Raw genomic sequence first — 13938 nt, forward strand, 5'->3', positions numbered from 1 at the left:
GGGATGAACTCCTAGATGTAGACGACGGGCGATTCCTCGCCCAGGACGTAGTGCCCGGTGAAGGGGTCGTGTGCGCCGTACAGGGGCCGGGGGCGGCCCTCTGCGGGATACGGTCGGTCCCGCCGCACCGGGTCGACGCCGCCGGGGTAGGCGGTGAAGCCGTAGCGGTCGCGCTGCCGCTGGTCGCTGATGAACCGGAAGGCTTCCAGCAGGCACACCAGGTGGTTGCTCCACCAGTGCGCCCAGCACTGCCAGCTGTAGGTTCTGGAGGGCGCGCGCATGGGCAGGGTGAACACCCGGCGGGCGGCACTCACCAGCCACGCCTCGGGCTCGCCGAAGCGGCCCTGTTCGTCGATGGCCAGGGTGTCCCGGCTCGGCCCTGCGCTGCCGGGCATGAACTGAGAGCCGGCGCCGCTTTCCTCGGCCTGGTCGATGGCCTCGCCGTCGATGCTCAATGCCCAGCCCAGCCGCCAGGTCACCGAGCCCTCCGGGCCCATGCCGTACTGCGGGATGCCCTCCCGGGTGGCGTCCATGCGCTTCTCGAACTCGAACACATGGCGCAGGGTGCGCCGGTCACGCTCGACTCCGCCGACCCGCAGGACGTAGGCCAGGGTCTCGGTCACGCTCCAGGCTTCCCGGCCCTGGATACGGAAAGTGCCCTGCTGAATGGTGCCCTGCCCCGTGAACCCGCAGCTGCCCGTTTCCTGGGACAGGGCCTGTTCGCGCAGCTCCACATAGGGCGTCAGTGCCGTGGCGGTACCGCTCATGTCGTGGTCGCACACCAGGCTGTATTCCAGATCGAGGGTCACCGGCTGCAGGGCGCCGTTCTCGTACCAGTAGCCCAGGACGAAGCCGCCTACCTTGGCGCTGCGGCTGCCGGTGACGAGGGTGATGGCCGGGGTGTTCTCCGAGGGGATGCCGTTGGCGTCGGTGAACAGCTCGCCGCCCTCGCAGCGCACTTCCCATGAGTCGCACGGCCCGCCGGACGGCACCCAGCGCGTGGTCATGGGGAACCGCCAGCCGCACACGCCGCTGAACACCGTCATGTTGTCGACGGTTTCAGTCTGCGCCGCCTGCTCGTACCCACTGAGCCGGCGCAGGCTGGCGCGGAAGGGCTGGGCCTGGCCATCGCCCTTGATGAGCAGTTCGGCAAACGGGCCCCAGGGCTGCATGAGGCGAAATCGCTCGGAGCCCTGCGACCAGCCCAGCACGGCGCGCGAGCCGTCTTCGCTGATGTCCCACACCGTCATGCCGCTAAAGGGCTTGTCGGCGGTGTAGCCCTCCAGGGTCACCGGGACGTCGTGGGCGGGCTCGTCGTCCTCGCCGAAGCGGCCGAACGGGGCCAGGTTGAGGGGCGTGTTCAGGGTCTGCCCGTCATCACTGCCGGTATCCCCCAGGGTGGCCAGCCAGGTGCGCCCGACGCCCTGGGTATACAGCAGCCGCCCACGGGCCGGCAGCCAACCCCAGACCCTCAGCAAACTGCCGCCCCCGGCACCCAGGACCAGCGCCGCTGCGTTGCGCCACTGGTAGCCCAGGGCCGTATCCGAGGCGACCTCTTCAGGGGTGCGGACCACTTCAGGCACGCCGGGCACTCGGACCAGTACGCTGCCAATGGCGTCATCGGCGAAAAACCGGTTCGTGATGGTCCGGCCGTTCGGCAAGGTCAGTTGCCAACCCCTTACCAAGCCGTGGTAAGGGCAGCCCCAGACGGGCGCGGTCATGGGACCACCGCCGACACGTCCGCCAGTTGGACCTCGACCGGCTCGCCGTTGGCATCCTGCAGCTTGAGGGTCTTGATGGCGGGCAGGACGAGCAGGCCATCGGTGCTGGCGTACCCGTTGGGCCACCAGGCCCGCTGCTGGGCGTCTGGCTCCACCAGCGGGCCGGCGATGCCGCCGCCGGTACCGGCCTTGGCCGGCTCCTTCCACACGCCCCGGCCCCGGGTGGCCACTCGCTGGCCCTTGCGCTCCAGGGTGTTGAGCACCTGGGTCTGCCGGCGGGCGGTCTCCAGGCTGTTGAGGTCGCGCTTGAACGTGGAGGCGCGCGAGGCCGCCACGCCGCTGCGGGTAGCGGCGCGTTCGTCTGCGAGGGACATGTCATAGCTCCAGCAGGTCAGTGGGTACCGCCACCCGGTACGTCTGCGCCCGGGGCGCGAGGTATTCGTCGCGGTGGTCGGCGGGGATCTCCGGCGCCTCGATGTCGAAGCGACGCTCGAACCGTTCCTGGGTCGAGTTGTAGTTGGTGTAGTTGCCGGCGAAGCCGAGCTTGGCCTCGTCGTAAGGCGGGCTGTCCACGTGCCCGGAGAACTGGCTGGGCAGGCGGATCAGCGTGGGCATCGCGCCGGCCGGCGTGCTGGGTGGAGGCGGCGGCAGCGTCAGCGGGTCGCTGACCTGGCCACCGCCTTGGCTGACGGCCAGCTCAACGGTGGTGAGGGCCGAACCGCTGTCCAGGTCCCATTCGTGGGCGATGCTGAACACCTTGGCCTGGCAGACGATGGCGCGGCCCAGCACCTCGTCCTCGACCCGCAGCGTGTGCTCCAGGCGGAAGCCGATGGCGTCGGCCGCCGGCAACTGGAACACGAAGCGGTTGCCCCGGTGCGTGCCCAGGATGCGGGTGCTGCCGACGTGCAGCAGGCAGACCACGCCCTCGGCCAGGCGGCCGTTCTCGCGCAGGTCCACCACCCAGTCGCCGAGGGCGTCCTGCACGGCGTCTGCCTCGGGGCCGGTGAACTCGGCATCCTCGAACGCCGAGGCGCGGTCGTTCTCGGTCTCGAAGGCCAGGCGCTCGCGCTCCACCACCTCGCCGGCCTGGGCGATGCTGGCCGGCGCCTCCACCCGCAGCGTGTACTGCTCGGTCACCGGCTGCACCCAGCGCATGGCGCTGGTCCAGGTGGCGCGCACCAGCAGGTCCGGGTAGGGGTTGAGCCAGCTTGAGGGAGGCGTACAAAGCGCGCCGGAACCCGACGGAGGCAGGCGATCCCAACCGGCGTTGATCACCGCCTGATAGCCCGCGCTCTGGCTGGCCTCGGTGATCATGGCGATGTCCGGCATCTCGGTGCCGTCGCGGCGCCATTCCAGGCAGAAGCCGTCGATGATGCTGAGCCCGGCCCAGTCCGGGTGCTCCCAGAAGAACGGCTGGTGACGCTCGCGCAGGCGGCTGAACCGGTAGTCGGCCTCGATCTCCACCACGTTGATGCGGTCGCTCAGCTCCACCGGCGCCCATTCCAGGGACTCGAACAGCACCGCCCCCGGCGGCACCCGCCAGGCCGGCGCGCTGGTCGCCCAGGGCGTCACCTGCAGGGCGCCCTCCAGGCTGAGCTGCAGGCTGGCCGGGCGGGTGCTCATGCGCTCGCTGGCGTAGTCCCAGCGCGAGCGCCCTTCCACCGCCTCGAACACGTCCGCCGACCACAGCCCGCCGGTGATGGCGTCGATGGTGGCGAGGTCCAGCAGCTCCACCTGCTCGTTCAGCTGGTCCGCGCACTCGCAGGACAGCACCCGCGTCTGCAGGCTGAACTGCGGGCCGGTGATCTTGCCCCGGAACACCAGGTGATCGACCCAGGCCCCGCCCACCCAGTGGCGAAACCACAGCTCGGCGGCCTGACCCTGGTAGGTGGCCGGGTTGACCGCTTCGCCGAGAAACTGCAGGTCAAAGTCAGCGATGGCCCGGGCGCCCTCCTCCCGCCGGGTGGTGATGCGCCCGGCCAGCAGGTGGCTGGCGTCCACGCCGTTGAGCAGCAGCCGAGCCGACCAGACCATGCTCACCACCGGGACGATGGTCTGCGGCTCCGCCACCGCGCCACGGGCCGGGGCGCCGTTGAGCGTGCGGCTGTTCATCGGCGATCCGTTCAGCTGCATGTCAGACCTCCTCGGCGGTGATGGACCAGTCGTGGCTCGCGGCCGATGGGTCCAGGGACTCCCCCGGCACGTCGCAGAACACGGTAAACACCGGCATCCAGCAGATCTGGTAAAGCGTGGCGCCCGGTACCTGGGTGATGGTGTAAGCAAGGCTGGCCATGGCCACCGGGTGCCGCTCCCATTCGCGGCCCACCAGCGCCATCACCCAGGGGGCGTAATCCGGGCGCGGGGCGCTGGGCAGGGTTCCGGTCAAGGCCGTGGTGGTGAGGCTCAAGTGCTTGGTGCAGCGCAGCTCCAGGGGCTGGCTGAAGTCCAGGCCCGCCAAGCCGGGCCCCATCCAGCCGCTGCCCCGGAGGGTGACGGCGGTCTTGCGCCAGTGCTGCATCTTCACCGCGGCGCCGCCGGAGCGCCGGGCGAGCGTGGTACCGCCGATGGGCGAGTACTCCTGCACGACCAGGCCACTCCACGGGCGCAGCTCGACGCCGCCGAGCATGACGGGCGGGATCGGGTTCATGGTGACTCCTTAGGTTATCGGGGGCGCGGGGCGCCCTTTCCGCGCATGCGTGCCTCGCGGCGCAGCAGCTGGTGGGTGCTGTCTTGCACCAGGGTGGGGACCTGGGTGCCGCCGGGCAGGACCATGGTCAGGCTGCCGTAGTCGGCCAATTCAGATCGCCCGCCACCGGCCAGAGCCGGGTGCGATGCCGAGGGCGTTGGCCTATCGGCAAGGCCGACGAGGCCGCCAACGGAGTAGCCTCGCCAACGGTTTCTGATCTGGTCCAGCACAGCAGCAACGCCACGGGAACGCATTGCGGACAGCACATTGATAGCGCCGGGCTCGTTCACCACCGTCTGTGGCATGACGTACTCACCCCGGTGGACGATGCCTGCAGGCTCCAGGCGGCCGCCGAAGCCGGTGAAACCGCCGGCTGAAAACCCCTGGTTCGGGAACTGGGTGAAGCTGCCCCCGTCCTGGAAGTAAGCGGCGCCCGACTTGGTCTCCTTGGAGCCCACGCTACCGGGCAGGGTCATCACGGGCGTGATGGTAATCACCAGGCTGCTCTTCAACTGCTCGGCGAGCGCCGCTACCGCTGCCTTTGCCTGCTCCACAGCAGCGACATCCATCACGGGCTGAACTGGCACCTTGGCGGCCTTCTCGGTCGCTGCCTTGCCAGCGTCGTCGATGGCTGCATACGCGGCCTCCGCGATCTTCTGCGCTGCCTTCGCCTGGCCGGCCAGCGCCAAGGTGTTCTTGTCGCCGCTCTTCTGCAGCTCTTCCAGCACCTCGGTGGCCTGATCGGCGTATTTCAGCGCCTGCAGGTAGTCCTTGTTCTGCAGGGAGCTGCGGGCCTTAGCGGTGAGCCCGCTCGCCTGGGTAAACGTCGGCTCCTGCTGAGTGTTCTTCTCGCCAGCAATGGCCTTGGTGCGGTCGTTGATGTCCTTCATCAGGGCATCCCGCTCTTGCACAGCCTTCTTCAGCGCAGCCTTTTCCTTGTCGGTCAGGCTAATCCTTTGCCTGGTGCCAGCCTCGGCGTCCTCCGTCATCTTCTCCTGCGCCGCCGCAGCTGCATCTGCAAGCTCGCTCTGGGCCTTGGCAGCAGCGTCGTTGGCATCCTTGGTCTTTTCAGCGTTCTCCCCGGCGATCTGGAACAGGTCGAAGTAACCATCACGGATGGTCTTGATCTCCGCCTCAACCTTCTGGCGGATCTCCTCCTTGCGCTTGGTGTACTCGTCGATGGCGCTGGGCTTCTCGGCTAGCTTGCTTGCCCCCTTCTCGCGATTCCCGCCCTTGTTGTCCCGCTTGGCAGGTTTTCCGGTGACGCTATCCGCTGCGGCCCGCATTGCCTTGGCCGCAGACTCGCCAAAGGAAGGGATCTTCTCGACCAGCTTGGAAAGGTCGCGCACGAAGTCGGCAAACTTCAGGCGCATGTAGTCCAGCGGATTGGAGAGCGCGAACTTCAGCCCCTCGAAAGCCTCTTCGGCGAACCCCCGGATCGACACAAAGCCAGCGTGCAACTGGGAGACGAGCGCAATGCCTAGGCGCTCGATCCACAGCACCTCCTTGCGCAGATAGGTCCCGATCTGCCACCCCGCAAACGCGGCGCCGACCAAGCCCAGCGCCCAGGTAAGCCCGCGCGCCGCCGTCTCGATGGTCGCCATCGCACGGGTTGCAACGGTGGCACTGCCCTGGGCCTCCGTTCCGATGCGGCGGAAACGCTTGGTGGCGGTCGCGACAAGCCCCTCTCCCATCACCTTGGTGGCGATCTTGTCGACCGCCGTGAACGCGCCGCCAATCTCCGTAAAGATCAGGCGCCCAAGAAAGCGCACCCCTTTCAGCAGCAAGCCGCCACCCAGCAGGTAGGCCAACCCCATCAGGACCGACTGCCCGGTTTCACCGGTGCCCTTCAGCCACTGGGCAAGCCCAGCCACCTGCTTGGAGATCTTGGTGATGACCGGCAGCGCTACCTCGCCAAGCTGGGCGAACGCGTTGTTCAGCGCTGTAGTTGCCTTCCTCGCCTCTACCGCAGCACCCGAGTTGAACCGCTCGAACTCGCGCTGCACGCTGCCGGCATACTTGGTCTCGTCCGCAACCTCGCGTAACTGCTTGCGGTACTCGGCCAGTGAGCCAGAGAGCAGGCTGATGTCGTCGGCGTACTCCTGCCCGAAGAGGACGGTGATGGCCTCGGCCTGGCCCCGGGTATCCAGCTTGCCCAGCTGCGCCAGGAAATTATCCAGTGCGGCCTGGGCGTCCACGTCCATGCTGCGGGTGAAGGCATCCACGTCACCTACCAGGTTCTGCAGTTCGGCCTTGAAGTCATCGGATTGAATGCCAGCGGTCTGCAGCTTGTTGAGCAGCGCGTTGATGCCGGTAGCGGCGACCTCGGGGGACTTGCCCAGCGAGATGAAGGTCGACGCCAGCGCGGCGATCTGCGTGTTGGCCAGCCCGAACTGCTTGCCGATACCACCAACGCGGCCCAGCACGTCCAGGATCTGCGCTTCGCTCGCGCGGCTGTTGTTGGCCAGTTGGTTGACCGCATCGAGCAGCGTGCCGGTCTTCTCAATCGGAATGCCGAGCACCGTGGACAGCGTCGAGATGGACTCCGTCGCCTGGGCGCTGCTCATGTCAAACGCTACGCCAACCTGTGTGGCCTGTTTCACGAAGGCCGCCACCTGATCGCCAGCAATACCGAACTGTCCCGCCAGAGCAGCCGCCTCGGCAAGCTCCGGCACCATGATGCCGGTTTCCTCCGAAAGCGCCTCCAACTGCGTATGCAGGTTGACGATGCCCTGCGGAGAGGAGAAGTCGACTCGGGCCTCCACCTTCTTCAGCGCCGTCTCCAGCCGCACAGCCGGATCAACAGCGGCCTTGATGGCGTAGCCGACCGTCGCAGCCTCCGCCGCCAGACCAAGGCCCTCCCCGCGCACAGCCGAGCGCCGCGATGCAAAGTCTTCCGCGCGATTCTGCGCCTTCTGGATACGCTGCAGCCGGGCCGATTGCCCAGCCAGGCGTTCCTGCTCCTTGGCCAGGTTGCGAACATCGATCCCGGCGGCCTGCAACTCCGTACGGTAGGTGTTGACCTGATTAGTCTGCGCAGCCATGTGGCGCTTGCTTCGCTCCAGCGCGCGCTGCGCCTGGGCCAACGCCAGATCGAGCTCCTTGATGGGCTGGCCAGCCCTTGCAACGGCACGGGCCAGGTCCTCGACGCGCTTCTTGTTGGCGAAGAACTCGGCGCTGGCTGCCTTGGCGGACTCCTTGGCCCGGTTGAAGCTGTCGATCAACTGGCTTTTCTTCGATGTCGCCTCGATCTCCTGCGCCAGTTGCCCCAGGCTCTTGGTCGCATCCTTGATGCTGTTGCGCAGCGCGGCAGACACGGCTCCGCCGATGACGATGCCAATCGACATGTCACTGCTCATTGGAAACCCCCTATAGCGATTTCATGAATGCCCGGAAATCCTCGTCCACAGCTCCGGCGGCGCGGGCTATGCAGAGCTTCAGGCGGTCATCCGATCTGCGGATGGCATTGAGGGCGCGGAGAAAGCCACGCAACTGGGGCAGCGTCATCTCGAGAATCGAGGCTCTGCTATGGCCACTTTCGATCAACAGTTGCGCTGTCTCGAAGAAATCGCCGCGACCAGCTCCACCAGGCTCGCCCGCAGTTGCGGCTGCAGGCGCAGGAAGAAAAAATCCAGATTCAACTCCACAGCAGCGGCCAACAGCCCCAGCAGGTCGTCGAGCGCCAGGCAGTCGATCTCCTCCGGGGTGCGCCGGGTTATCTCGGCCAGAATCTCCAGCAACGCCGGCCGGTGGTCCTCAAGGAGCCGCATGACATCGATACCGGCCAACGCCTGATCGAAGAGCCCCCCAAGGTCGGCGCCGCTCCGGCGAGCAGACTCCAAACCCTGGGCCAAGCCCTCGAACTCTGCGCGCAGAGGCACCAGGTGCCGATTGATTACGGGTACCTGGCGAAGCTGGATCAGGTGAACCTTGTACCCTGGCGCGCGCAGCGGGATGGGCACAGCCTCACCAATGAACTGCGACAGGCTCTGGTCAACGTCTGGTTCCACGTTCTGCTCTCCATAAAAAAACCCGCCGAAGCGGGTTAGGTTGAAGGTGATCAAAAATCAGCACGGCGCGGTTTACCCCGTGCCCGGTGGTGCGCGCTCTAGAGAGGCACCAGATCCACATCCAGCACACTCCAGCCGTAGAGGCTGTTGGGGTCCTGGGTGGGCGTTACGTTGCAATACACCATGTGCGGCAGCATGACGCCGTAGGCGTTGGGCGCGTCGACACGGCCGCGTACTGCGTACACGCCGCCCTGTCGCTCGATGAATCGTGTGGGGTAGGTCTCTGCCTTTACCCCGGTGGGTGACTGGAAGCGATTCTTTGCAATGTCCATACAGGCTTGCCAGGCGTGCCTTGAGGATTGCTCTGCCTCCCTGGGGCTCCGGGTACCGACCAGCTCCGATTGTGCGGGGGTGGTTACAAACACGTAGGCCCAGTTGGCCATGACAGCAACGAGCACCAACCCGGCTAACGAGAAACCGACCGGCCACAGCGCCTTCGGGTAGCGGTGTATGAAATAGCGCCAAAGCAGGAACGTGGGCACCGAGCAGACCATCGCGATCAGCGTCCAGAGCCCCGGGCTGCTGGCAGTGGTACGAATGCCCACCACCGAGATGCCGGTCACCAGCGTCATCACCACCAGCAGCAGCGCCACCCACAACGGCACCCGCTCGCGCGGAGGCGCCGGGGATGCGGCAACCGGCTTGGGCTGCTTCAGCCGCCCCACGATGGCCTGGCGCTGCTCTTCGAAATGCTCAGGGCAAAGGCCCGAGTCGGCATCCGTTGCGGGGGCTCCGCATTGCCTGCACGTCATCACACCACTCCCTGGTCCAAAAGGCTCTGAATGTATCAGAGCCTGTATTCATCCCCACGTCCGTGGGGAACAAGGGTAGACCAAGCGACCGGCTTTCTCGCCGCCCGGCTCATCCCCACTCCCGTGGGGAACACAGCCCTCGCAGCTCGCTCTTGGCCTGGGCGATCGGTTCATCCCCACACCCGTGGGGAACACACCTTGTGGGCGCCGGAGTGGATCAGGGTGACCGGTTCATCCCCACACCCGTGGGGAACACAAGCTCAACGCCGGCGCCACCGGCACCCCGGACGGTTCATCCCCACACCCGTGGGGAACACGCGATGTGGATCATCCGCTCGGCCTCTACGCGCGGTTCATCCCCACACCCGTGGGGAACACGCTACGTTCACGGTGTATTTGACGGTGCCGACCGGTTCATCCCCACACCCGTGGGGAACACCGAACCGTCAAAGAGATCACCCTGGCCAGTGGCGGTTCATCCCCACACCCGTGGGGAACACATCCACTGGCTCACTTCCCCACCTCCTTCAGCCGGTTCATCCCCACACCCGTGGGGAACACCCGGACAGGTGGGTATTACATGCGGAGCACTGCGGTTCATCCCCACACCCGTGGGGAACACCTGTCTGGTTCGACTACATCGAAGCCCAGGCCCGGTTCATCCCCACACCCGTGGGGAACACGTGCGTATACGCCAAGCCGAAGCCGACCGAGACGGTTCATCCCCACACCCGTGGGGAACACACCAAATCTAAACCACTGGCGTAAAAAGGAAAATTCCCTGCCGAATTCACTACCGATTTCTCAGCCTATCCCTCGGCATCACAACGCCGGCACCACCGTCAGCTTGTACGCATAGGGTCGGCCAGCCGAGCCCATGCGCACGCGCCTGTAGCCCAGCAGTTGCAGGGCGCTGCCGACGGCCATCTGTGTGCCGCGGTCGTTGATCAGTGCCAGGGCCTCGATGAGTTGCTGGCCGCTGAACCCCTCGGGCCAGTTGTTGGCCACCAAGTGGGCGCGGATGCGTTGTTGCAACTCGTACTGCCGGCGCTGAGGTTCGGGCAGGTCGGGCCCGTCGAGCCACTGGGTGGCGCCCAGTTCGGCGGCCAGGTCCACACCCGTGGCGCGCTCCGCTGCCTGGTTGGCGCGGGTGGCGGCCAGCCGCCGGGCCATGCCCATGGCCCGGCCGGTGGTGTAGAGGGCACGGAACACCCGGCCGGCGCTGACGATCTCGTCGGCGGCCACATGGGGGGCCATGGGTGCGGGGGCATGGTCCGGCTCGGTGGGAGCCGGCGGCATGATGTAGGCGCCGTGCCGGCGGATGCTCGGCAGCACTTCGGCGGTCACCCAGCGTTTGAAATGCTTGGCCGAGGCCTTGCGGCTGCGCAGGATCGCCGAGTACAGGCCGGACTCGTTGATAACCAGCATTTCCTGAGCGCCGCCAGGGGTGTGCACAATCTGCATACCCTTTTCATCTTCATCGAGATTACGGGTCATCTGCGGAGCAGCTGGGTATCCAAGCGAAGCAGCAATGTCAGCAGCAACCCACCACGGCTCACCCTCTACCAGCACAACCCGTACGACCGCGCCAGAGAATGAGAACTCCATTGGCATGCCCATGCTCATTCCTCCCCACGCAGGCCGCTGATGGACGAGCCCAGCAGGGCCTGTACCGTTTCCAGCAGGTACACGGTGGCCCAGGCCTTGTTCTCCTCGTCCCGCCCATCCGCGACCTCCTGGGCCACGACGTGGGCCTGGGTCAGGCAGGTATCGAGCAATGCAGAGGCATATTCCAGAGCGTGAACAACGGGGATGCCTGACTGCACGGCCAGGGCGTTGAGCCTGGGTGAGATGGCCGCGAATGAGCGGGTGACAGTGCAAGCGGAAACGGATGCGATGGTTTGCATGGCAGTTCTCCAAGACTTCAGCTTTCCCTGCGCCCCAGGCCAATGGGGTGAGCAGAGCCGTGCGGGTTGGCCTACCGGGTCTTGGAACCGGCCACTCTTGCGAGTGCCCACACGACTCCGCCCATAACGGAGCCATGCAGTGGACACAAAAAAACCGCTTTGAGGCGGTCATGTATCCGCCAAGACTTCCGGGAGGCCAATCCCAGGCCGCAGGATTGACTGCGACGGCACCACATTAGGCAGCGCCATGGAGCGTGTCAATACCGGGGCTCGCCCCTCGCCGCCCTGGCTACTGGCGTTGTCGGCTTCGAAATGGCCAGGGTAAGGCTCTGGGCTAATCTGGCTTCATTTTCTGTACGCCATGAAAAACCCGCCGAAGCGGGTTTTGATTAGTCGAGGTACTAATATTCCTCTTTACTTCCATCAGAATAAAGGACCTTGCCGAGCTTGAAATTCAGACGAACGTTTTCCTGCGTTTCATTTCGAAGATTTCGATTGCTTGCAATGAATTCGTTGTAATCAATTGACCCATCCCAAGACAGGCTTTGCCCTGCAGACAACGCTTCATTAACTCTTACGTTAGACCTCAGAATCACGTTCCCAAGCAGGTCGGTGAACTCAAAAACCCCATCAAACGCACGTATATCTTTAGAGCCGTCATTCTTGAAAAGAATGCTGATTGTTATCTTGTCATTACCAAACTCACCCTCGTCAAAGCCCTTACCAATAAGGGCAGCACTCACCACCTGTGCCGGAACAGAGGGCTTTGGAGGATCAACAGTATAGCCGCCAGAACTGGTAGTAGGCTGAGTGGAACCTGTTTGATAGTGAGATGTATCAAGTGCATTGCCCACGAGCCCAAATATCGAGATGCCTCCGTAGACGATGACCACTATTATAATTGCAGCCGGAATTGTTGCGAAAACCCACTTAACCATAAACATGACCATAGACCAAAAGCTCATGTTTATATCTACAACAACGACAGGCTGAGCCCCAGGGTACTTTGTAATTGCATTTCTCATTGCCGGTGGCGCCTTGGCTATTGAAGCACTCAGTTGTGCTTCCGCCTTTTTCTTCTCGGCCAGCTCGGCCATATGCCGTGCGTGACCCTCGTAATTTATTCCACAACTAACACAATCGTTAGGACTTCTTTGAACTTCCGAAAGTGTCGGCTCGTAGTTGCATTTGGGGCACTGCATGTCCATCCCTCCTTGGCTTCAAAGGGCCGAATGTAGCAGAGCACCAACGTCAGACCCAGCGCTTGACTGGATGGATTTCCAGCTACGAGGCCGCTGTGCAGCGTAGTAGCGTTCTGAATCCACACACCAAGACCATGGAGGTCACGATGAGTAACTCGCTCACCCCCAAAAGCCCCGCACACGCTGCCGCTCTGGATGTAGTCCTTGCTGCAATTGCGAGCATTGAGCAGCTCACGCATTCGACACCCTACGAAGAAAGCGGGCGGCAAGTTGCGGCCTTCGTAAACACCTTGTTCAACGAAACTCTCAAGAACTTTCAGAAAAGCTGACAGGAACGGCATCCAGATCAGATAACTGGGTGCCTTGGGTGCATTCGAACCAGAACGCTCATTTCTTAGGGACAAAACATGAAGACTCGCGAACACTACGAGGCGACCTATCGCCTGCGCCATGCAGAGGGGCAGCTCGCCTACACACTTACTGTTTTTGGCGACGAACTTGCGAAACGCCAACAGTACAAAAGCGATCTTGATGGGCTAGAAGCTGTCTATTACTACCTCATCCAGAAGCATCACTGGACCCCCGCCGTAGTCAAGGGGATGAGCTATGAAGACCTCCGCTTTGCGCTTTCGGAAGAGATGAACGGGTTTGTCTTGCCGAAAGAGGCGATTTTCCGGGACTGAAACGTGCTTGTTGCTCCAGGAGGATTGCCGTCCGAGCTTCAAGGAGTGCAATTGCGGCTTTCGAATTTTTCATAATCACCTCAACTCTCACAGGCCCTGATGTCAGGGCCTGTGTTATCCGATCCAAGGCAGCCGGTCAGGCTGCCAGCTCCTTCTTGATTCGGAAATACTTCGAGACACCCGCACCGACCTTGGTGTCGTCGCGCAGTACCTTGGCCGTTGCCTCGAAGCCGCCGAAATCGTCGGTGTTGATCCAGTCCATGGTGGTGGCCAGGTTGAGGCGGCACAGGAAGAACCTGGCCTCGACGCGCTTCTGGGTGCCGGCGGCGTTCTCGCCCTCGAAGAGGAATTCGAACGTCTTGCCGGAGTTGGTCAGGGCCTCGATCACGTCTACGGCCGCGGCGCTGTAGTCGACGCTGACCTTGTACGGGTTGCCACTGGGCGCGGCCTTGATGGCGGCCTCCAGGGCGCCACCGGGCACCACTTCGATGCCGGAGCCGGTCATGTTCCAGTCGTCGAACTCGTCGAAGGTGGCGGTGCCGGCTTCGTTGCTCACGCTGGAGATGGCCAGGGGCATCCGCTCCAGGGCGATGGTGCCGCCGACTGCAGCGGTGTGCTTCTCACCGGTGACGGTGGAGGCGGCCACGCTGGTGGCGCTACCCCATACCAGGGCAGCCAGCACCCAGGTGTAGATCTCGCGGAAATTGATGCTGAGCCCTACGGAGGTGACGCGGTCCAGGCTGTCGTACTCGCCACCCTGGGGGGTGGTGGTGTCGGTCAGGGACAGGCTGTTGGTCTCGGTGGTGTGCTGGATGGTGCTGACCAGGCCGACCTTCTGGAAGGGCAAGCCGCTGCCCGCTTCGCGGGCCTTCAGGTGGCCGCCGATGACGACGGTCTCTTTTCTGGTTGCCATGCTC

Annotated in this window: 13 protein-coding genes and 1 CRISPR repeat array; of the genes, 2 read left to right on the forward strand and 11 right to left on the reverse strand. The window is 64.3% G+C overall.

The genetic code is table 11. The annotated features are described in order from the left end of the window. Nucleotides 1-11 precede the first annotated feature (11 nt). The 10 genes from FBY21_RS09090 to FBY21_RS09135 all read right to left on the reverse strand — a co-directional run bounded on the left by FBY21_RS09090 (nt 12) and on the right by FBY21_RS09135 (nt 12338). Complete coding sequence (locus FBY21_RS09090; RefSeq protein ID WP_142010471.1) at nt 12-1583, reverse strand: hypothetical protein; 1572 nt, start codon at nt 1581-1583, stop codon at nt 12-14. A 134-nt stretch (nt 1584-1717) separates the two neighbouring features. Continuing rightward, complete coding sequence (locus FBY21_RS09095; RefSeq protein ID WP_142010473.1) at nt 1718-2095, reverse strand: hypothetical protein; 378 nt, start codon at nt 2093-2095, stop codon at nt 1718-1720. Nucleotide 2096: 1 nt separating this feature from the next. After that, nucleotides 2097-3854, reverse strand: a complete 1758-nt coding sequence (locus tag FBY21_RS29400) for a hypothetical protein (protein WP_160158587.1) — start codon at nt 3852-3854, stop codon at nt 2097-2099. A 1-nt stretch (nt 3855) separates the two neighbouring features. Further along, nucleotides 3856-4368 (reverse strand): hypothetical protein, encoded by a 513-nt coding sequence (locus FBY21_RS09105; protein ID WP_142010475.1) that lies wholly within the window; start codon nt 4366-4368, stop codon nt 3856-3858. 14 nt (nt 4369-4382) lie between these two features. Then, nucleotides 4383-7754: a phage tail tape measure protein gene (locus FBY21_RS09110; RefSeq protein WP_160158588.1), complete on the reverse strand. Its 3372-nt coding sequence runs from the start codon at nt 7752-7754 to the stop codon at nt 4383-4385. Between the two features lie 195 nt (nt 7755-7949). Continuing rightward, nucleotides 7950-8471: a hypothetical protein gene (locus FBY21_RS09115; RefSeq protein ID WP_142010480.1), complete on the reverse strand. Its 522-nt coding sequence runs from the start codon at nt 8469-8471 to the stop codon at nt 7950-7952. Between the two features lie 44 nt (nt 8472-8515). Further along, nucleotides 8516-9229 carry a hypothetical protein gene (locus tag FBY21_RS09120; RefSeq protein ID WP_142010482.1) on the reverse strand — a complete coding sequence of 238 codons (714 nt, stop codon included), beginning with the start codon at nt 9227-9229 and terminating at the stop codon, nt 8516-8518. Between the two features lie 105 nt (nt 9230-9334). Beyond that, nucleotides 9335-9973: a CRISPR direct-repeat array (repeat unit 29 nt; unit sequence CGGTTCATCCCCACACCCGTGGGGAACAC). A gap of 78 nt (nt 9974-10051) precedes the next feature. Beyond that, nucleotides 10052-10855, reverse strand: coding sequence for a Bro-N domain-containing protein (locus tag FBY21_RS29745; protein ID WP_205895638.1), 804 nt, complete (start codon nt 10853-10855; stop codon nt 10052-10054). Further along, nucleotides 10852-11136, reverse strand: coding sequence for a DUF3077 domain-containing protein (locus FBY21_RS09130; protein WP_142010486.1), 285 nt, complete (start codon nt 11134-11136; stop codon nt 10852-10854). The genes FBY21_RS29745 and FBY21_RS09130 overlap by 4 nt, the downstream gene beginning before the upstream one ends. 401 nt (nt 11137-11537) lie before the next feature. Next, nucleotides 11538-12338, reverse strand: coding sequence for a hypothetical protein (locus FBY21_RS09135; RefSeq protein WP_142010489.1), 801 nt, complete (start codon nt 12336-12338; stop codon nt 11538-11540). A gap of 146 nt (nt 12339-12484) precedes the next feature. Here FBY21_RS09135 and FBY21_RS09140 point away from each other — a divergent pair, with 146 nt between their 5' ends. Both FBY21_RS09140 and FBY21_RS09145 read left to right on the forward strand, forming a co-directional pair. Next, nucleotides 12485-12667, forward strand: coding sequence for a hypothetical protein (locus FBY21_RS09140; protein ID WP_142010491.1), 183 nt, complete (start codon nt 12485-12487; stop codon nt 12665-12667). A 78-nt stretch (nt 12668-12745) separates the two neighbouring features. Beyond that, on the forward strand, nt 12746-13021 hold the full coding sequence (locus tag FBY21_RS09145; protein WP_142010493.1) for a hypothetical protein: 276 nt from the start codon (nt 12746-12748) through the stop codon (nt 13019-13021). Between the two features lie 136 nt (nt 13022-13157). Here the strand turns inward: FBY21_RS09145 and FBY21_RS09150 are convergent, their stop codons facing one another. Continuing rightward, nucleotides 13158-13934 carry a hypothetical protein gene (locus tag FBY21_RS09150; protein ID WP_142010495.1) on the reverse strand — a complete coding sequence of 259 codons (777 nt, stop codon included), beginning with the start codon at nt 13932-13934 and terminating at the stop codon, nt 13158-13160. Between the last annotated feature and the right edge of the window lie 4 nt (nt 13935-13938).

Source organism: Pseudomonas sp. SLBN-26, from assembly GCF_006715895.1.
GTDB lineage: Bacteria > Pseudomonadota > Gammaproteobacteria > Pseudomonadales > Pseudomonadaceae > Metapseudomonas > Metapseudomonas otitidis.

What these genes read in the sequence shown, in the direction of transcription:
- FBY21_RS09105 (WP_142010475.1), bottom strand. Translation starts at nt 4,368, where the DNA reads ATGAACCCGATCCCGCCCGTCATGCTCGGCGGCGTCGAGCTGCGCCCG.
- FBY21_RS09110 (WP_160158588.1), bottom strand. Translation starts at nt 7,754, where the DNA reads ATGTCGATTGGCATCGTCATCGGCGGAGCCGTGTCTGCCGCGCTGCGC.
- FBY21_RS29400 (WP_160158587.1), bottom strand. Translation starts at nt 3,854, where the DNA reads ATGCAGCTGAACGGATCGCCGATGAACAGCCGCACGCTCAACGGCGCC.
- FBY21_RS09130 (WP_142010486.1), bottom strand. Translation starts at nt 11,136, where the DNA reads ATGCAAACCATCGCATCCGTTTCCGCTTGCACTGTCACCCGCTCATTC.
- FBY21_RS09150 (WP_142010495.1), bottom strand. Translation starts at nt 13,934, where the DNA reads ATGGCAACCAGAAAAGAGACCGTCGTCATCGGCGGCCACCTGAAGGCC.
- FBY21_RS29745 (WP_205895638.1), bottom strand. Translation starts at nt 10,855, where the DNA reads ATGAGCATGGGCATGCCAATGGAGTTCTCATTCTCTGGCGCGGTCGTA.
- FBY21_RS09120 (WP_142010482.1), bottom strand. Translation starts at nt 9,229, where the DNA reads ATGACGTGCAGGCAATGCGGAGCCCCCGCAACGGATGCCGACTCGGGC.
- FBY21_RS09095 (WP_142010473.1), bottom strand. Translation starts at nt 2,095, where the DNA reads ATGTCCCTCGCAGACGAACGCGCCGCTACCCGCAGCGGCGTGGCGGCC.
- FBY21_RS09145 (WP_142010493.1), top strand. Translation starts at nt 12,746, where the DNA reads ATGAAGACTCGCGAACACTACGAGGCGACCTATCGCCTGCGCCATGCA.
- FBY21_RS09140 (WP_142010491.1), top strand. Translation starts at nt 12,485, where the DNA reads ATGAGTAACTCGCTCACCCCCAAAAGCCCCGCACACGCTGCCGCTCTG.
- FBY21_RS09135 (WP_142010489.1), bottom strand. Translation starts at nt 12,338, where the DNA reads ATGCAGTGCCCCAAATGCAACTACGAGCCGACACTTTCGGAAGTTCAA.